Genomic DNA, 19,481 nt, shown 5'->3' on the forward strand with positions numbered 1-19,481 from the left:
GTGGCCGGCACGGGCGGCCCCACCGTCGGCCAGCAGTGGTTCGTCATCCCCGGCAAGTCCGCCAGCGACGCGGCCACCGGCACGTACCGGCTGGTCAACCGCTGCACACATGTCCTCACGCTGCCGAGTCCGAGCGCTCTTCACGATGTTGCTCAAGCGTATGGGCCTCGTGTCGGCGCATTCCTCTCCGCTCAAGAAAGGCGACCTGGATGAGTAGAGTTCGCGTACGGTCCGAAGTAGGAAGAGTCAAAATCGCGAGTAGGCGTGCGACCGTTCATACCTGGCGTGCGGTGACCGTGGCAGTGGCGTCCTTTGCCCTGTTGAGCACCCTTGTCGCTGCCGCACCACCTCGCGCGATGGCGGTCGCCAAGGGTTTCACGGAGATACAGCCGGCCAATGTTCCCTACAAGCTGCCGGTCGTACTGCCATCGGAAGTTCACTCACCATCGGAGGACCCTCAGGCTCCCTATACCCGGACGGTCGTAGGGCTGATCAAACAGCTGTTGCCGTCGAATCCTCCGACTCTGGGCCAGCTGCAGAACGCCTTGCAGATTCTCGACGGCACCGACGGGTACAAGTACAGTGACGGCCACTCTCCTGTGGCAAGTTGTCACCAGACCGGCTCCAATGTCGCTCCGAGTGGCACTACACCAGCCATCTCGCCGTTGTGCTGGACCGACGGAGCCGGCGTCGAGTTGTTTGCGGGGCCGCAGCGTGGACAGTCCACAGCCGCCACGCAGAATTCTGCGGTGGCCGGCTCATTCGACCGCAGTTTGGGTAACGCCTGGGGCCAGGTGCAAGGCGCCGAGGCGCGCGCACATATGGCTACCGGTCTATTGGGCCCGCAGGTAGATACGGACATCTTCCCCAACTGGGCTCGCGCCAGTGACGAAACGGGGGAGGACCCCTACCTCGGCGGCGAAACAGCAGCGTCCGAGGTCAACGGGATCCAGGGCCGGCACGCGATGGCTCAGACCAAGCACATTCTGGGCTATTACGGAAACGATATCAACCAGCCGGTCCAGATAGCGGATCAGGCGATACGCGAGCTATTCGCACCGCCCTACGAGAGTGCCGGAAAAAAGGGCTCGACGGCGTCGTACATGTGCTCCTACCAGAAAGTTCAAGTCCCCGACGCACCGAATACAACGCTGGGGCAACTCACCCAGAAGAGCCCGTTCGGCAGCACCACAGCGCAGACTCGCAACCTTACCGACGCCAACTTCGCCTGCGGAAACCCCCTGGTCCAGGATCAACTCATCCGCGGCGAATGGAACTCCAAAGCATTCGTGGGCACCGACTACCCCGTAGCCACCAGTGGCAACGATCTCGCCCAGGGCACCGAGCAGAACATGCCGGGCGCGGACCCGCGCACCGGGAGCACAAGTGTCTGGGACCAAATTCCACAACTCGTACACAGCGGCAAAATCCCGTTGCCCGTGTTTGAGCAGGCCCTCGCCCGCGTGCTCTACCAGGAAGAGCGCTTCGGTCTGCTCGGCTGCAACGACACCAGCGCTTCTTGCAGCAACCCCGGAGGCGTGAGCGGGGTACGCGATGGTTCAGCCGCTCTCCCCACCGGAAGCCCGGGATCAGATGCCGTGATAGGCACAAAACACGGCGATGCGGCGGTCGCTGAGAAGTCTGCCGAAGAAGGAGGGGTGCTCCTGAAGAACGACTCCTCGACCCTCCCCATCACGCCGACCGACCTGTCCTCAGGAGTCGCACTCAGCGGCCCTTTGGCCGAATACAACGTCGGCTCTCCCAACAATGAGGCTTCCGGCGGCTACCCCGACCGCAGCGTGATCAACACCCTCCAGCAGATCAAGACGTTCGCCCGGAACGACAGCGCCTTCACCTACAGCCCGGCTCTGAGCCCGAGCGGCTATGCCCTACCCTCATCAGCGCTGTCGACATCGACCAAGAGAGTCACCGGAGGACTTCACCGAACGGGTGGCCCCGGTGCCCCAACGACAGACAGTTCGCTCGACTTCACTACGGCTTCATCGGCCGGAGAGCTCGGCAAGGGGGACTATGTCTGGAGCGGTTACCTGTATGTACCGTCAGCAGACACGTACACGTTGCGTACCCAGAGCACGAAAAGCTCCGACGTCAGCGTTGGGCTCACCGTCGATGGAAAGCCTCAGGAAGCATCAACGCCGGCAGGTGTCTACAGCGGTCCTCGGCCCGGGATGTTTCCGATGGATATGAGCACTACCCGGGCCGGCTTCACAGCGAGCGGGCTCAATAACTCGGCATACCAAATGGGACGTCTGTCTGCCGGTTATCACTCGATCTCGGTATCGTTCTCGAACGGCAGCTCCGCGAAGGCCAGTTTCCGGCTTGCTTACAGCCGCACAGACGGCGACATAAGCGATGCTGCAGCGGCCGCGAAGGGCAAGTCCAAGGCCATCGTATTCGTTGGTGCGGGAAACACCGGTCAGCTTACTGATCCGGCGAATCCGGACATGGTTCTCGGGAAGCTGCCCGCCGATCAGGTCGCCCTCATCAAGGCGGTCGCGGCGGCAAACCCGAACACGTCAGTCGTGCTGAACACCCCAGGCCCCGTCATCACCACCTCCTGGATACACGACGTCAAGAGCGTCTTGGAAATGTGGCAGCCAGGCCAAGAGGGTGGTACGGCAACGGCGCGACTGCTGCTGGGGCTGGCGAATCCGTCCGGGCGCACGGTGACCACCTGGCCGCGAGGAGGCAAAGACACCCTGTTCAGCAACGACCAGAACCAGGGACTGTTTCCGGGAGATGCCACCGGTACCCATCCCGAGCGGGTGGGCGGAACGGAAAGGCCGACCGGACAAGTGCCGGTCTGTGAGACAGATGCGGTCTGTCAGGGCGAAGACGCCAAACTGAACGGCCCGACCATCGCTACCGACCAGAGAAACCACACCGGTTCTGGATTCGTCACCGGATTTCTCACCGACGAAGATTCATCGCGCTACCAGGTCAGTCCGAGCGCAACGGGCACGTACACACTGAGAGTTCGGTACGCCAACGCGACGGGGTCGAGCCGGTCGCTGCGCGTTGCTGTCGACTCCGGGCCGGCGAGACTGCTGCCTCTGCCGAGCACCGGAAGGCGGGGAAACTGGTCGATCGCTCAAATCTCATTGAGTCTTACGGCTGGGCCCCACACCGTGAGGATATTCCGGGGCGGCTCGGACAACACCAGCGGAAACGTCAATGTGGACAGTCTGGCATTGACGGCCCCAGGCCGTGATTTCCCCGGCGCAGCAAACGGCCTCGGTGGCTTGTTCGAATGCTCCGTCGCTGTCACCTGCGAAGTTGAACGAGGGCGAATCCGCGGAAAGGGTGTCAAGACCACTGTCGACCACAAGGGCTACACCGGTGAAGGGGCAGTCGCCGACTTCACCGAGACGGGAGACCAAACGCAGATAAACCTTCCTTCCGACGCGGGAAGCTACACGTTGCAACTGCGCTACGGCAACGCAATGGGAAGCTCGAAAACACTCACCGTCGACGTCGACGGCAAAGCCAGACAAGTCAGCCTGCCGGCGCTAAGTGACCGGAACACCTGGAGCGTCAAGACTGTTGAGGTAAATCTGACCGCCGGAATTCACAGGATCAAAATTCTACGGAGTGGCAAAGACAGCGGAAACGTCGACATCGACTCGATCGCACTGACCGCCAAGGGCGCAGCCTACCCGGCGCGTCAGGTAGCGAGTTTCGGTATCTACGCAGGCTATCGCTACTACGACCAGCTGGGTACGGCAGTACAGTTCCCGTTCGGGTGGGGCCTTTCCTACACGAACTTCGCCTACTCGAAACCGACTGTCACCGCCACCAACGACGGTGGGCTGGACGTGTCTTACACGATCAGAAACACCGGATCGCAGGCCGGTGCTGCCGTGGCACAGGTGTACGTCGGCCCACCGTCCAAACGGCCGAACGGTGCGGAATTCGCTCCACGGGCGTTGGCAGGCTTCGAGCGCATAACCATCGCTGCGGGAGCGGCGAGTGCCGTGACGACCCATGTCGATCCGCGCGCTTTGCAGTACTGGTCCACATCTAAGCAGCAGTGGACTCGCACCCACGGTGCCCGAGACGTGTTCGTCGGACCAGCAGACAGCCCGGATCAGTTGCGGCGTGCCACAGCTCCCTGACAGCTGCGGTCATCGACGCCCGGACTTCCATCCTGCACCAGCCGCGAGTTTCCGACACGGAAGCCTGCGCTCGCGCTGGGCGGACTCATCCCGGTTTCCGAGCCAGACGGCAAGTACGCGCCGGCGCGTGAGCGCGGCATGCACGCGGCACTTCTGGTCCAGGCGGGCGCGGGCCCGCAATGTCCCGCCGTGGATGCGCTGATCGCCTCGAGCGTCGACAGCGCCGCCCTCGCTGAGAACAGTCAGCGGGGGCGGCGCCGGATCTCGCTTTTTTTCTTGACGAACGAAAAGAAGCGCGCCAAGGTTTCCGTGATGGCGCGGCCCTTCGCCGCGCCGCCGAACTGGGGTGGGGAGCGATGGCTGCACGGCACACGTCCGTCGAGGACCGGTACGTCATCCGGGACCGGAACCGGTCGCTGGTCTTCGGGGCGATCATCACCAAGGGCCCGATCTCCCGCAGTGAGATCGCCGAGGTGACCGGTCTGTCGCACGGCACCGTGACCAAGGCGGTTGCGCCGATGGTCGAGGCTGGGTATGTCACGGACGAGGCGCCTGACGAGCCCCGGGATGCTGCGGAGTCGGTCAAGGGGCGCCCGCGCGTGCCGTTGAGGGTCCGGCCCGAGCGGCGCTGCGTCGTCGGCGTCAAGACCACGGGCCATGAGGTGATCGGAGTCGTGGCGAACCTCGCGGGCACGGTGGTGGTCTCGAAGCGGGTTCGGCTCGTCTCCGCCGAAGTGGCCGACGTGGTGCGCGCGATAGGACATCTGGTCAAGCAACTCGTGGGCAGTGAGGCCGGGTTGCGGGAATGTACACACGATCTGGGGGTGGTTCTCGGTGGGCATGTCGACGCGGACCGGCGGCTCGTCCACACCTCGCTCGAACTCGGCTGGCGCGAGGTGCCACTCGCTCGGCTCCTGACCGCGGAGACCGGCCTGCGGACGGTCGTCGAGAACAACGTGAACGCCCTGGCCGTCGCCGAGCAGTGGTTCGGCGCCGGAGTGGACGTGCCGTGGTTCGTCGTAGTCACCCTCGGCGCCGGCGTGGGCAGCGCGCTCGTCCTCGACGGTCAGCTGATGGGCGGAGTCCGAGGCGGGGCAGGAGAGTTGGGGCACGCGGTCGTGGAGCCCGGCGGGCGGATCTGCCGTTGCGGCAATCGCGGGTGTCTGGAGACGGTCGCAGCCGATCCCGCTATCCTCGCCTCGATCGTCGAGGCCGGCGGGCCGGACCTGGATGACATCCGTGCCGCCGCCGACCTGGCGCGGAGCGGTGACCTGGCGGCCACAGCCGCCTTCACCCGGGCTGGTACCGCGCTCGGCACCCAGATCGCAACCCTCGCCAACATCGTCAATCCGCAGCGCATCATCCTGTCCGGTGAGGGAGTGGTGAGTTCCGACTTGCTCATGACCTCCCTGCGCGAGGCGTTCGCGGCCCACGTCCTGCTACCCGCGGACCACTACGAGCTCCTCACTCACCCGCTGCCCGACGAGGCGTGGGCCCGCGGCGCCGCCATGGTCGCTCTGCAGGACATCTTCGTCGGTTCTGCGTAAGTCTTGCCCGGTCGGCGGGTGTCCGGCCCATTTCCCCTCACCACACCACGGCACTGCACTTCCTCGTACGGCGGATCCGATGGCGTACGGGCAAAGCTCCTCCTTCCTATGTGTCCCGGAGGTACCCGTGTCCCTTCAGCATGCTCTCACCCGCCGCTCCCTCCTCAGAGGGGCCTTGGCCACAGGGGCGGCACTCACTGCCACAACCGCCTTGGAGGGCTGTGCTCTGGGCGAGCACGGCGCCCAGAGCACGACCGACACCGTCGAGAAAACCGCTGACAACCCCTTCGGCCTCGCGGACAAGGGCAACGTCGAGCTCGTCTGGTTCAAGGGCGGCAGCCCGGCCTACCTGCCGGACGCGGTCGACCCGCTGTTCCGGAAGAAGCACCCGGACGTGAGGATCGAGCGCCGCTCCACGGAGCGCATGTCGCAGACCCTGCAGCCCCGCTTCGTCGGCGGCAACCCGCCTGACTGCGTGGACAATTCAGGCGCCGACTCACTCGATGTCGGGGTGCTCATCCAGGACGGTCAGGTCCTCGACCTCACCGCGCTGTACGAGGCGCCCTCCCTCGACGACCCGAAGAAGACCGTCAAGGAGACCCTGCTCCCCGGCGCCTACGAGGACACGCTCGTCGACGGCCGCCCCTACTCACTGGCGTACTACTCGCGCGGCTTCGGCCTCTGGTACGACGCCCATTTCTTCGAGGGCAAGGGTTGGCAGGTCCCTGACACCTGGAGTGCGTTCCTCACATTGTGCGAACAGATCAAGGAGGCGGGCGTGATCCCGTACGGCTTCGCAGGGAAGAACACCGCCGACTACCACAGCAACGTCCTGCTCACCTCAGCCGCCAAACTCGGCGGCCCGGAGATCCTGCGCGCCGTCGACAACCTCGAACCGCACGCCTGGGAGGCCGCGGCGATCAAGAAGGCGGCCGAGGCGTGGGCGCATGTCGGAGCCACGTACAGCGACATGAGCTTCGAAGGACTCATCCACACCGAGGTGCAACTCCGCCAGAACCAGCACAAGGTGGCGTTCTACCCCAGCGGCGACTGGCTCGAGAGCGAGCAGAAGGCATCCACGCCGAAGGGCTTCCGGTACGCGATGGCACCGACACCCAGCTTGACGTCCCATGACAAGCTGCCCGCCCACGCGATCTACGCGACCTTCGGTGGAGGCGGCACCTTCGTGCCCGCCAAGGCCAGGAATCCGGCTGCCGCACTGGAGTACATGCGGTTGATGTACTCCCGCACCGCCGCCCGTGCCTTCACCGAGGCGAGCGGTTGGTTGACCACGGTGAGCGGGGTCGCCGACGGCGTCACGTTGCCACCGGGCACGGCCAGTTCGCAGCGCGCCCTGGAGGCTGCGGGCGCCGACAACGTGCTGGTCAACTGGAAGTTCAACACCTGGTACAAGCCGCTGGCGGAAGAGCTGAAGAGTGCCGTGCTCGACCTCTCCTTCGGCCGTGCCTCCGCCGACGCCTTCGCGGCGCGCATGCAGAAAAAGGCTGACGCCATGAAGAAGGACGTGTCCGTGAAGAAGTACCGGCGCTGACCGAGCGAGAGGAGCAGTCACATGCGGCACGGCAGACACCGCTTCATCGTCGGATCCCTGGCCATACCAGTGATCCTCTATCTGGTTTTCGTGATCAGCCCGTACGTCCAGGCATTTCAGATCCCGCTGACCGACTGGCGCGGCGTCTCGGTACGGGCCAACTACATCGGCCTCGACAACTTCACCCAGATCTTCCACGACGACCTCTTCTTCAAGGCGCTTCGCAACCACGGTGCCATGCTCGTTGTCGTCCCCCTGGCCACCATCGGCCTCGCGCTCGCCTTCGCCTTCCTACTCACCGCCGCAGGAACAAAACCCGGCAGCGGCAAGGGACTTGGCGGCTCCGGCTTCTACCGCGTGGTGTTCTTCTTCCCCCAGGTCCTGTCGATCGCTGTCGTGGGCGTCCTGTTCCAGGCCGTCTACCGGCCCGACGGCTCGGGCGTCCTCAACGCCGCCCTCCACTCGGTCGGGATCGGACCCGTCGGCTTTCTCACCGACCCCTCGTACGCCCTGTGGTCGCTGATGGGCGTCATGGTGTGGGGCGGGGTCGGCTTCTACCTGGTGCTGTTCTGTGCCGGAATGGCCGCCATTCCCAAGGAACTGTACGAGGCCGCGCAACTCGACGGCGCCGGACGCACGCCTGCGCACCTTCTTCAGCATCACGCTGCCCCTGCTTCGCAACACCGTTCAGGTCGCCTGGATCTACCTGGGCATCGGAATACTCGACGGATTCGCCCTCGTACAGGTCTTGTCGGTCAACAACGGCGGCCCCGACGGCTCGACCACAGTGGTCGGTCTGCAGGTATGGCAGAACGCCTTCAGCTACTACAAGTTCGGCTACGCCTCCGCCCTCGGCGTCGTGCTCTTCTTCATCGTCATGACGATCACTGTCCTGACCCTGCGCTTCACCCGCCGTGAACCCCTCGAATACTGAGTGAGAGGCGACCTGACCGCATGAGTTCCAAAGGCCCCATGGCGGTACGTGAACTCCCTCCGCCGGGCACCGAACCCACTCCGGTACGCGTGCAAAATGAGCGCCCGCCCGACACGAACGCCCGCCGCGACGTCCGCCTCTTCACCGGTCTGGCCCATCTCGTCCTGGCCATCTGGGCTTTGATCGTCATCGTGCCACTGCTGTTCACATTCCTCGGCTCCTTCAAGGACACCGAAGAGATCTTCTCCTCACCCTTCACGCTGCCGCACGCCCTGCGCTGGGACAACTGGACGCGGGCCTGGGAGAACGCCTACGTCAGGCAGTACCTGCTCAACAGCGTCGTCGTCACGTTCTTCGGCGTCGCCGGCACCATGCTCTTCGGCTCGCTCGCTGCCTACACGCTGGCCCGCTACCGATTCCGCGGCAACCGCGCGATCTACTACATGTTCGTCTCGGGCATGACCTTCCCGGTGTTCCTCGCCCTCGTCCCGCTCTTCTTCGTCGTCAAGAACCTCGGCCTCCTGGGCACCCACACCGGCCTCGTCCTGGTCTACATCTCGTACTCACTGCCGTTCACGATCTTCTTCCTCGCCGCGTACTTCACCACGCTGCCCAGCGAGATCGCCGAGGCCGCGTTCGTCGACGGCTGCTCCCACGCGCGCACGTTCTTCCAGATCATGCTGCCCATGGCCAAACCCGCCGTCGTCAGCCTCACCATCTTCAACGTGCTGGGCCAGTGGAATCAGTACCTCATCCCGCTGGTCCTGCTTCCCGGCAACGTCCAGGACAAATGGGTACTGCCACAAGGCATCGCCAGCATCACCACCGCGGCCGGCAACCAGGCCGACTGGGGCGGCCTCTTCGCCGCCCTGTCGATGTCCATCCTCCCCGTGCTCGTGATCTATGTGATCTTCCAACGCCAGATCCAAGCCGGCCTGACCTCCGGCGCACTCAAGTAGCCCTCTGTAAGGAGCCTCACGCACATGACCCGCACCACAGACACCGACTGGTGGCGCAGCGCCGTCATCTACCAGATTTATCCCCGCAGTTACGCCGACGGCAATGGGGACGGCATCGGCGACCTCGCCGGCATCCGAGACCGCCTCAGCCATCTGCGCGCCCTGGGCGTCGACGCCGTTTGGCTCTCGCCCTGGTACGTCTCCCCGATGGCCGACGCCGGCTACGACATCGCCGACTACCGCGACATCGACCCCGTCTTCGGCACTCTCGCCGAGGCTGAGTCCCTTATTGCGGAGGCCGAGGCACAGGGCCTGAAGATCATCGTCGACATGGTGCCCAATCACTGCTCCGACCGGCACCCCTGGTTCCGGGCGGCCCTCGAAGCGGGACCCGGCTCGCCCGAGCGGCAACGCTTCCACTTCCGCCCGGGCAGGGGCGAGCAGGGCGACCTTCCGCCCAACAACTGGCAGTCCCACTTCGGCGGCCCCGCATGGACTCAAGTAGCCGACGGTGAATGGTACTTGCACATGTTCGCCCCGCAGCAGCCCGACTGGAACTGGCAACACCCTCACGTCAAAGCCGAGTTCGAGTCCGTCCTGCGCTTCTGGCTCGACCGAGGCGTGGCCGGATTCCGTATCGACGTAGCCGACCACCTCGTGAAGGCGGCCGGGCTACCGGAAACCACCATGCTGCCTGCCGGTGCGGTCCGCCCTTGGCGCGACCAGGAGGGTGTCCACGACATCTACCGCCGCTGGCGCCGCATACTCGACGAGTACCCGGGACATCGGGTCTTCGTCGCCGAACTCTGGGACGACGACCCCGACCGGTTCTCCCGGTACCTGCGCCCGGACGAACTCCACTCAGCCTTCAACTTCCCTCTGCTCCAATCCCCATGGGACGCAGATGCCCTGCGCAACGTCGTCGACACCACGCTTGCGGCCCACGCCCGTGTAGGAGCCCCCGCAACCTGGGTGCTGTCCAACCACGACACCACGCGGCACGTCACCCGCTACGGCCGCACCGACACCTCGTACGCCCTGGACGGCCGCCGCGTCCACCACGCCCCGGTCGACCTCGACCTCGGCACCCGCCGCGCTCGGGCCGCCGCTCTGCTCAACCTCGCCCTCCCAGGGAGCGCCTACATCTACCAAGGGGAAGAACTCGGCCTGTGGGAGGTCGAAGACATTCCCCTCAACCTGCGCCAAGACCCGGCCCTGCGCCAGTCGGGCGGCACTGATCCGGGCCGTGACGGCTGCCGCGTCCCCCTCCCATGGGCGGACGAGGCTCCGCCTTTCGCTTTCAGCCCACCCAGTACAGGCACCGAACCTTGGCTTCCTCAACCGCCCGCCTGGAAGGACCACACCGTCGCGGCCCAGGACAATGACCCCGGCTCCATGCTGGAGCTGTACCGCACCGCTCTGCGCATCCGCACGGGCCATCCCGACCTCGGCGACGGGACGCTGGCGTGGCTTCCCGCACCGGAGGGCGTCCTGGCCTTTACCCGCTCCTCCGCCTTTGCCTGCGTGGTGAACCTCTCGTCGCAGCCCGAACCTCTGCCCGCACACACACGGCAGCTCCTTACGAGCGTCCCTCTCGACGACGGGATGCTGCCGACCGACGCGGCGGCGTGGCTGGAACTTCTGTGACGTGAGGCAGTCCCGGGCAGACCCGCCCACGGTCCGCGCATCCGCCGCGTGCGGCATGCGCAGGAACGACCCTGGGCGGGCGACGCCGGAAGCCCGACCACCTCACCTCCCTACGACCCAGAGTCCAAGGTCCGCTCCCAGATGACTCATCAGACGCCCCCGCAACCACTCAGAACCCGTTGATGTTCCGAATTTGATCGTTGAGTTCCTGCTGGTGGGAGCAGGCGGGCCCGCACCGCCGATGGTCTTGCCGTGCTTGTGGGCGGACTCGTGCCCCTCGAAAGTTGGGTCACGGATGTACTCGCGCGCGATGCCGGACATCGCCGCCAGCGTGGTGAACGCGATGCCGGAGGGACCGTGCGAGCCCTTCACCTCCCCGGTAGGGAATTCCAGACCGACGTCACTCGCCTTCAGTTCGTCGGCGAGCATGGGAGTGCGATGCCGCGGCCGAGCCGTTTGTGTTCGTGGAGGACGAGGGTGAGGCGAACGCCGGAGGAGCGGATCTCCCAGACGAGCTCACGGCGGCCTCCAGCTCGAGGCCATTCGTTGCGCAGGAGGAGTTCTTCTCCGGGACGTGACCTCGGCTTCACCGAGGGCGTCGAGCCACGCGTCAAACTGCCTCGAGGTCGAGGCGCGGGTGTACCCGAGACGGACGTGTCCAACCGGCTCAGCGCCGACACTCGCGGGTAAGGGCAGCTCCGACCAGTACCACCCCCGGGAGGGCCCGCATCCGGTGATGCGGGCTACTGCCGGTGGTGGGTCGGTACGATTCGCCCCGGCCCACCACCGGCCCGGTGTCAGCCCTCCCGCGGGCCGACAGCCTTGAGCGTCAGGGTCTGCTCGGCGGCGGTCCGGCCGTCACCGACCGGGTTCTGGGTGGTGTCGGTCCAGGCGCGGGTGGGCGTGGTCTCGGTGAGTCTGTCCTGAACGCCCGACATGCCGAGTACCAAGCCGCTGTAGCGGTTGACCAGGCGGAACGTGCCCGTGGACCGGCCGTCGGTGGTCGTGTTGCGGATGACGAACCACTGCTGGCCCACGGTGGCCTTACGCCCGTGTGCCGCCGTCACGGTCGGTTTGGCGGCCCAGGCGCGGCCGGCGTTCTTGGTGGAGTCGACGCCGATCAGCTGCCCGGTGGCGGCGTTGGCGATGCGATACGAGCCGTCGCCGTTCGAGGTGAAGACCCACCGACTGAGAGCGGACCGGTCGCCCGCGCGCCGGGAGGTGGTCGCCTTGCTGCCGGCGGCCTGGGAGAGGGTACGGCCGTCGCCGTTGCTGATGACGTATGCAGTACCCGCCTTGACGGGGGCTACGGGCTCACTCGTGGTGACGGTGGTCTCGTAGTACTCGCCGTCCCTTCCGTCCGAGCACTGGAACGAGCAGTAGCTGCGGAAGTTCTTGCCGAGGATGGTGGAGCCGGTGTTGTTCACCGAGTCCAGCATCCAGCGGTACCAGGAACCGGACTTGTAGTCGCCGGTGTCACCGAGGAGCTTCCACTTCTGCGTCGCGAGGTTGTCGGTGACGTAGAAGCGCTGGGGTTCACTGCTGTCCTGGGTGATGGCTTCGGGCTGGCCGATGTAGAGGCCGAGGTGCGCGTTGTAGGCGATGTTCATCGTCAACAGGTCGGCCTTGGCGGGCAGTTCACCGGCCGCTTGCTGCTCGGCGGCGGTTCCGGGTGTGGCCGGGTCGTAGTCGTTCCCGACGGCCGTGTAACCCGTGGGGTGCTCGGCGTCGACCGGGAGCATGTTGCTCTCCTTGCCGCCGGTGCCGGGCTGCGACCAGGATCCGTCGTACCACTTCTTCCAGGAGCCGGGCGCCATCTTCGCGGACATCGGGGCACGGGCGACATGAGCCTGGCTGGCGTCGGTCCAGCCGCCCGGGACGCCGCCCTTCGGGATGGCCCGGGAGTTGTAGTAGACGTAGAAGTAGCCGGAGGCGGTGTCCACGAACAGTCGCGGGTCGCCGTCGCCGTAGTAGTAGAGGTCGTTGGGGAAGGCGGTGTTGTCGCCGCGCTTGGTGGAGTACGGCGAGGTGAGGACGTGGTCCTTGATGTCCCACGTCTTGCCCTGGTCCTCGGAGACGGCGTAGTCGATCGCGTCGTAATGCAGGCCGTCGCCGAAGGGCTGCGGGGTGAACTCGTTGTGGACCAGGCCGTACCAGTCGCCCGTGTCCGGGTCGACCCACATACCCATCAGGTCGCAGAAGTTCTTCTGCGTGTACCTCGATCCGGCGGGGGCGTACGTGGCCTCCTTGCCGGTCGGGCTGTTGTTGCACCGCCACGTGGTGTCGCCGTTGCGGTCGTTGGCGTTGGCCGGGTTCACCGCGTCACTCAGCTTCGCGTCACGCGTCGCCGAGTCGAAGCCCTTGCCCGTGTAGAACACCCACTCGCGCGGATCGTTCGCTCCGTACAGGGCGTGCGAGGACTGGTAGTGGAACGTGCCGTCCTTGTCGATGTACGTGCTCGCCGGACTGTCGTCGGGGTTGGTCCACGGGCCCGTTTCGCCGACGCTGATGCCGTACGTCGGGGAGTGGGCGGAGGCGGGTATCGGGGTGTACGCCAACGCGCCGGCCAACACCGCGGCAGTCGCCGCGAGCCCTCCGGCGATCCTCGTTCTGGATCGAGCTGACACAGGTTTTCCTCTCGTGGTCGAGCCGCTCGGGGGAGAAGGGGAGCGGCCCACGGATCGATACCGTCTGCGCCTCGTCGGTTGGCCCGGTCAGCCCGTTTCCCTGGTGACCGGTTCGCCCACCAGGCGGACGAGCCGGTCCGTCATGAGCGGCTCGAGGCCGCCGCCCCAGTCCAGCGGAGCGCGGTTGTGGAAGCGGAACTGGTCCTCCACCCACAGCACCCGAAAGCCGAATCCGGCGAAGAGCCCATACCTTCTCTTAGTTCGGCTAGGATCTAAAATTAATAGTGGCTCGTCAACAGCTCGGCAGGAGCAACTTCCGGAATCGACGGGGGCGTTCGCCCCGGGGGATGCGGTAACCGGCTAACTTGACGGGCGAACCGCCCTACTGAACGGGAGCAGGCCTGGTGAAGGCAGACCTACGCGGAGCAGGCGTACGCGATCTGGGCAGCGAAGGGGCGTCCAGGGCGAGCGACCGCGCGTCACTGCGCCGAACCAACCTCGGTCTGGTGCTGCGCCTGCTGCGCGATGCCGGGCCCCGGCCCCGCACCCAGATCGCTGAGGAGACCGGCCTGCCCAAGGCCACCATCACCAACCTGGTCGGGGAGTTGGTGGAACGGGGCCTGGTGCGTGAGGGCGAGGCCGAGCGCCTCGGCTCGGTCGGCCGGCCCAGCCGCACCGTGGAGATCGACGGCCGCACCATCTGCGGGATCGGCCTGGAGATCAACGTCGACTACCTGAGCCTGATCGCTCTCGACCTGCGCGGTGAGACCGTCGTCGAGCGGCATACGCCTTTCGACGCCCGCGGCACCGAGCCGGATGCCGTGCTCGACCGCATGGCAGAGGCGATCGACGAGACACGCGACACCCTCCGCGCGCGAGGGGTCCACCCGGTGGCGGTGACCGTCGGAGCCCCCGGTGTGATCGGGATGGACACCGGCGTGGTCTCATACGCGTCCAACATCGGGTGGCGGGAGGTCGCCGTCACCGAGGGCCTGCGCACCCGGCTCGGCCCGGGGATACCTCCGATCCGGCTGGAGAACGACGCCAAGCTCGGTGCCGTCGCCGAGTATCTGGTCGTCGCCGAAGCGGACATCCATGACCTGATCTACGTGACCGGCGAGACGGGTGTCGGCGGCGGCATCATCTCCGACGGCCGGCTGCTACGCGGCTCGGCCGGATTCGCCGGCGAGATCGGTCACATGCCCCTGGATCCGACCGGGCAACCCTGCTCCTGCGGCCGCCGGGGGTGCTGGGAGACGATGGTCGGCCTGTCCGCCCTGCTGCGCCTCGCCGCGCCGTCCAACGACTCGGTCCACGACCCCACCGTCGATCTGGAACAGCGTCTGGCCGAGCTGCGCCGCCGTGCCGATTCCGGCGATGCCGCCACCCGAGCGGCGCTGGAGCAGATCGCCGACGGACTCGCGCTGGGACTCGCACTGCTGGTGGACGTTCTCAATCCCCGGGCCATTGTTCTCGGCGGCTACTTCGCCCACTTCGGCGACTACCTCGTCGACCGTGTACGCGGCGAGCTGTCCTCGCGGGTCATGGCTCCCGAGGCCGGCCGTTGTGACGTCATTCCGTCCGCCCTTGGGTTCAGTGCGGCGGCTCGCGGCGGCGCCTGTCTGGCACTCGACAGGGTCTATCAGGACCCGAGCGTGATCTCCGCCATCGGGGGATGACGCACGGGGCAGGCACACGGCTGGCCGGAGGTCCCGGGGCAGGCGCCCGTCGACGGTCCGGAGTGTCCCGCACGCTGCGGGGACGCGATACGAACGAAAGCGATCAAGTTTGTCGGGGCGGTTGAACACCTGAACCCCGCAGTGTGAGAAACCGCTTGCAGCCGGTGCTGCCGCCGCCCCTCCTTCCTCTCCGGAGACCTGTATGCATGCCCACCTGAGAGGCCCGGCGCTTCCGGTCTCGTCGTGGATGCCCGGCTGATCCGCGAACCCGACGAGCGGGAGCGGCCGCGCCGGGGCGACAGGCCCCCTGGCCGGCACGCCCAAGCCGTCGTAGCAGCCGGTCGCCGAGGAACCGGGGCGGCCAAGTCCGTGGCGCGCTGGCGATGTTGAGTGACGGCCGGCCGGCCCCGTGCCGTCCCACCTTTGCTGAAGATATCCGTGCGCGATGCCTTGCGCGTGTAAACGCTTACTGCCACTCTCCTGCCGACCGCCGAAGTAAGCGGTTACCCCACACGGCAGGAGAGTGCACATGTCTGATTGGGCACGAAGGCTCCGGCGACGGCTCGGACTGGGTCTCAGCCTATCGGCGGCCGTGGCCGCCGCACTGTTGTATTCCACCGGCACGGCAGCGGCAGCGGTGACCCCGGGCGGGATGGTCTCCAACAGCTGGTCCGTCTCCGGAGCACCTTCGGACGGGCTCGACAAGGTCGCCTTCGTACTGAAGGTCAACACCACCCCGAGTTCAAGCGGTTACTACTGGGCGCAGCAGTACTACTTCCAGTCGGGAAAAGTCGGATACATCGGCCTGCAGCCGGCGAGCGGCGGCCGGGCGATCTTCAGCGTGTTCGGTTCGGGCGCCTCGACCACTCACCCCAACTGCCGCGCCGGCGCGGACGGCGGGGACGGTGTGAGCTGCAGTGTCAGCTACCCCTGGGTCGCGGGACGCAATTACCAGCTCGAAGTCATCAATAACGGCAGTGACAACTGGACCGGTTATGTCGTCGACGCGACGACGGCCGTATGGACCACCATCGGGAACTGGACGATCCCGTCCGGCTCCGGGAAGCTCAAGCCTGGCGGCGTGGGCTTCGTCGAGTACTACTCCTCGGTGGCCGACTGCAATTCGATCCCGTACGCGCAGGTCGTCTGGGCCAAGCCGTTCGTCAGCCCGGAACCGGGCACCGGGACCAACACCAGTGCCCACACCTACGGTCCGTGCGCGGCCAACGCCAGCTACTCGGTCTCCAACGGTGAAGTCACCATGACCACTGGCGGCTAGAAGGCTCGTGACGATGTCGGGTTCTGGTCCCACCGCGAAAGCGGCGGGACCAGACTTGTGGTGTGGCGATGGGCGAGCGGGTCGGTGGGCCTGTCGGGCCCGATGCGTGGGGGATGTGCCGGGGTCTGATCCCGGCCGGGAGCGTGTTCGCGTTTCTGGCCGAGCACCGTGGCCGGTTGTTCTCGGCCTCGTTCGTAAATCTGAGGGCCTTCTCCGTAGCGGGCGCGCTCGACCGCACTGTGCACCTCTCATACGGAGTCGCACACGTCAGGACGTGTGCGACTCCCACTCCTTCGCGATCCGGGCTGCCTGCCGCCGCAATGCGGTCACCAGGTCCTCAGTGCTGGGGGCGGCGGTCGAGCGCAGCACGGCGACACTGATCTCCCGCGCGAGCGACGGCCCTTCCAGTGGCCGTACGACGAGGTCGTCGCGTGGCGCGCCGAGCGCGAGCCGGGGTACGAGTGCGACGCCGGTGCCCGCTGCGACGAAGCCCTGCACCACGGCGTAGTCGTCCGTCCGCATCACATGCAACGGCTCGAAGCCGTGTCGCGCGCACGCCCAGGCCAGGAGGCGGTCACAGGGGTCGCGCGGGTCTGCCGCACCGACCCAGTCGTCGTTGCGCAACTCTTCCAGGGGTACGCGCGCCAGGATTGAGCACCGGTGGTCCTCGGGCATGACGAGGAGCAGCGGATCGGTCAGCAGGGGATGCAGTTCGAAGTCCTCGTCGAGGTCGAGCCGGTCTCCGGGCTGCGAGAAGACGAGCGCGGCTTGGAGTTCTCGTGACCGCAGCCGGTCCAGGAGCGTGGGCAACTCGCCCTCGGCCAGGGAGATCTGGACCCCCATCCGGTGCAGGTCCTTCACGGCCGGCGGCAGTAGCAGGGCGCCGGCCGTCGGGAAGGTGCCGATGTGCAGCGAGTGGGCCCCGCGCTCGGCCATGCCCCGTACTTCGCGCTCGGCGAGTTGTAGCCGCTCAATGACCGCCTCGGCGTGCGGCAGGAACGTCTCGCCTAGCTCTGTGAGGCCCGCGCCGCGCGGCCCACGCTGAACCAGGCGGGCGTTGAAGTGCGCTTCGAGGACCGTCAGGTGGTGCGTGATCGTGGGCTGAGCATAGTGAAGGGCGCGGGCGGCACCCGCGAGTGAGCCCTCCTGTGCGATGGCGCGGAGCACGTGGAGGTGACGGAGTTCGAGCATATAGACAAAATATAGAGGTCAGAAGAGAAATGCAGCATTCCTCTATCTGTATGCCGCTGTCACGCTGACCGGCGTGAACATCAGATCCATTGAGATGCCGGTCCACCCCCTGCCGGCGTCCGCACAGCTCAGCGCGCCCTATGCCGAGGCCCTCATCGCCCATGCCGGGCGTGGCTGGCTCCGCCTCAACGTTCCCGGCCACGCCGCTGAGACGAATAGTTTCAGCTCGCTGACCGAGGCGTTCGGCTCCCGGGCGCTGCTCCTGGACTTCCCCCCGCTGCTCGAAGGGCTTGACCTGGGCGCCCAGACTCCCATGGCCGAGGCGCTTGCACTGGCGGCCGAAGCATGGGGCGCCCGCCGCACCTGGTTTCTGACCAACGGCGCCTCGCAGGGCAACCAGATCGCCTCCCTGGTGGCCCCGGCCCTGGGCGGCACGCTCGTCGTGCAGCGCAGCGTTCATTCGAGCGTGATCGACGGTCTGGTGCTTTCCGGGCTCAAAGCGGCGTTCGTCCAGCCATCCGTGGACGCCGAGCAGGGCATCGCGCACGGCGTCACAGCCGAGGACCTCGCGGCGACAATTGCCCGGCACCCCGACGCCGCCGCCGCGTATGTCGTCTCACCCAGCTACTTCGGTGCCCTCGCGGATGTCCGGGCGCTGGCCGACGTGGCCCATGCCGCAGGCATCCCGCTGATCGTGGACGAGGCGTGGGGTGCGCATCTGGGATTCCACCCGCGACTGCCCGAGAATGCCCTCGCCCAAGGCGCCGACCTGGTGACATCGAGTACGCACAAACTGGCGGGAAGCCTCACCCAGTCCGCCATGCTGCATCTGGGCCATGGCCCCTTCGCACAGACGTTGGAGCCTCTGGTGGAGCGGGCGTTCCGGCTCGTGCAGTCCACCAGCGCCAGCGCGCTCTTGATGGGCTCCCTCGATCTGGCCCGGATGACCCTGGTGCGCAACCGGGAGGCGATCGGGGCCTCCGTAGAAGCGGCAGACAGGATACGCAGAGCGATCCGTCGGTTCGGCCGGTTCACTGTGGTCAGCGACAGATTCTCGGACTTCCCCGATATCAGGGCCGTGGATCCGCTGAGGATACCCATCGACACACGCGCCGGCGGGATCTCCGGGCACGAAGCGCGGCGGCTTCTCTACCGGGACCACCAGATCATGGTCGAGGTCGCCACCGACTCTGCGGTCGTGGCGGTGATCGGCGCAGGCTCCGTGCCCGAGACCGCCCGGTTCGTCGAGGCGCTCCACACCCTGCCGGCTCCGCTCGCCGGAGGCGCCGACGGCCTGCGACTGGTACTGCCGCAGCCAGGAGGGTCCCGACTCACCGCACGCGAGGCGTTCATGAGTCCCACTCGGGTGGTGCCCGCTGCGGAAGCCGTCGGGCTCGTCTCCGCGGACACCCTGTCGGCGTACCCGCCGGGCATCCCCAACGTGCTCCCCGGAGAGGTCGTCACCGCGGAGACCGTCCGATTCCTGCAGCTCACCGCGGCCGCCCCCAACGGTTATGTCCGGGGCGCGGTCGACCCGGATGTCTCGCGGCTGAGGGTGGTCGACCCTGGTGTCCCACACGCCGACTGACGCGCCCTCGCATACCCCCTATCCCGTCCCCTCATTCACGGAGAACCTGAACATGACTGCTCGTATCACTCGCCGCCGCGCAGCCGCGGCCGTCGTATCTGTGTGTGCCGCCGGCATGCTCGTGAGCGCCTGCGGTGACCAGACCAAGGCTGCCAGTGACGGGGGCGAGGGTAAGTCCAATGCCGCCCCCCTCGCGGACAAGCTCCCCAAGGAGATCCGCGACAAGGGTGTCATCACGGTCGGTTCAGACATCGCGTATGCGCCCGTCGAGTTCAAGGACAAGTCCGGCCAGACGGCGGGCATCGACCCCGACCTCGCGGCCGCCATGGGCAAGCAGCTCGG

At 66.6% G+C, this 19,481-nt stretch carries 14 protein-coding genes; 10 read left to right on the top strand and 4 right to left on the bottom strand.

Annotation, left to right across the window (positions count from 1 at the left end):
* The first annotated feature begins 290 nt into the window (after window positions 1–290).
* The 6 genes from ACIPWY_RS38895 (at window position 291) to ACIPWY_RS38920 (ending at window position 10,775) form a co-directional block, all read left to right on the top strand.
* Window positions 291–4,136, top strand: a complete 3,846-nt coding sequence (locus ACIPWY_RS38895) for a glycoside hydrolase family 3 C-terminal domain-containing protein (protein WP_393705791.1) — start codon at window positions 291–293, stop codon at window positions 4,134–4,136.
* A 356-nt stretch (window positions 4,137–4,492) separates the two neighbouring features.
* On the top strand, window positions 4,493–5,683 hold the full coding sequence (locus ACIPWY_RS38900; RefSeq protein WP_393705790.1) for an ROK family protein: 1,191 nt from the start codon (window positions 4,493–4,495) through the stop codon (window positions 5,681–5,683).
* A gap of 211 nt (window positions 5,684–5,894) precedes the next feature.
* Window positions 5,895–7,235 (top strand): N-acetylglucosamine/diacetylchitobiose ABC transporter substrate-binding protein, encoded by a 1,341-nt coding sequence (gene ngcE / locus ACIPWY_RS38905; RefSeq protein ID WP_393705789.1) that lies wholly within the window; start codon window positions 5,895–5,897, stop codon window positions 7,233–7,235.
* Window positions 7,236–7,256: 21 nt separating this feature from the next.
* Window positions 7,257–8,153 (top strand): carbohydrate ABC transporter permease, encoded by an 897-nt coding sequence (locus ACIPWY_RS38910; protein ID WP_401536937.1) that lies wholly within the window; start codon window positions 7,257–7,259, stop codon window positions 8,151–8,153.
* A 36-nt stretch (window positions 8,154–8,189) separates the two neighbouring features.
* On the top strand, window positions 8,190–9,128 hold the full coding sequence (locus tag ACIPWY_RS38915) for a carbohydrate ABC transporter permease (protein WP_401536939.1): 939 nt from the start codon (window positions 8,190–8,192) through the stop codon (window positions 9,126–9,128).
* 24 nt (window positions 9,129–9,152) lie between these two features.
* Entirely contained in the window at window positions 9,153–10,775 is a 1,623-nt protein-coding gene (locus tag ACIPWY_RS38920) for a glycoside hydrolase family 13 protein (protein WP_393705787.1), read from the top strand.
* Between the two features lie 102 nt (window positions 10,776–10,877).
* Here the strand turns inward: ACIPWY_RS38920 and ACIPWY_RS38925 are convergent, their stop codons facing one another.
* The 3 genes from ACIPWY_RS38925 to ACIPWY_RS38935 all read right to left on the bottom strand — a co-directional run bounded on the left by ACIPWY_RS38925 (window position 10,878) and on the right by ACIPWY_RS38935 (window position 13,612).
* Window positions 10,878–11,204: a hypothetical protein gene (locus tag ACIPWY_RS38925; protein ID WP_393705786.1), complete on the bottom strand. Its 327-nt coding sequence runs from the start codon at window positions 11,202–11,204 to the stop codon at window positions 10,878–10,880.
* Window positions 11,205–11,572: 368 nt separating this feature from the next.
* Window positions 11,573–13,402, bottom strand: coding sequence for an RICIN domain-containing protein (locus ACIPWY_RS38930; protein ID WP_393705785.1), 1,830 nt, complete (start codon window positions 13,400–13,402; stop codon window positions 11,573–11,575).
* Window positions 13,403–13,489: 87 nt separating this feature from the next.
* Entirely contained in the window at window positions 13,490–13,612 is a 123-nt protein-coding gene (locus tag ACIPWY_RS38935) for a hypothetical protein (protein WP_393705784.1), read from the bottom strand.
* Window positions 13,613–13,806: 194 nt separating this feature from the next.
* Between ACIPWY_RS38935 and ACIPWY_RS38940 the strand changes: the two genes are divergently transcribed.
* On the top strand, window positions 13,807–15,081 hold the full coding sequence (locus ACIPWY_RS38940) for an ROK family protein (protein WP_393705783.1): 1,275 nt from the start codon (window positions 13,807–13,809) through the stop codon (window positions 15,079–15,081).
* 592 nt (window positions 15,082–15,673) lie between these two features.
* On the top strand, window positions 15,674–16,360 hold the full coding sequence (locus ACIPWY_RS38945; RefSeq protein WP_362910177.1) for a DUF3472 domain-containing protein: 687 nt from the start codon (window positions 15,674–15,676) through the stop codon (window positions 16,358–16,360).
* Window positions 16,361–16,627: 267 nt separating this feature from the next.
* Here ACIPWY_RS38945 and ACIPWY_RS38950 read toward each other — a convergent pair whose 3' ends face one another.
* Window positions 16,628–17,551 (bottom strand): LysR family transcriptional regulator, encoded by a 924-nt coding sequence (locus tag ACIPWY_RS38950; RefSeq protein ID WP_362910175.1) that lies wholly within the window; start codon window positions 17,549–17,551, stop codon window positions 16,628–16,630.
* A gap of 73 nt (window positions 17,552–17,624) precedes the next feature.
* On the opposite strand from ACIPWY_RS38950, the gene ACIPWY_RS38955 reads away from it, so the two are divergent.
* Window positions 17,625–19,139 carry an aminotransferase class I/II-fold pyridoxal phosphate-dependent enzyme gene (locus ACIPWY_RS38955; protein ID WP_393705782.1) on the top strand — a complete coding sequence of 505 codons (1,515 nt, stop codon included), beginning with the start codon at window positions 17,625–17,627 and terminating at the stop codon, window positions 19,137–19,139.
* A 52-nt stretch (window positions 19,140–19,191) separates the two neighbouring features.
* On the top strand, window positions 19,192–19,481 hold a 290-nt coding region (locus tag ACIPWY_RS38960), incomplete at its 3' end, for a transporter substrate-binding domain-containing protein (protein WP_362910172.1).

It is taken from the genome of Streptomyces sp. NPDC090032, from assembly GCF_044748025.1.
Classification (GTDB): domain Bacteria; phylum Actinomycetota; class Actinomycetes; order Streptomycetales; family Streptomycetaceae; genus Streptomyces.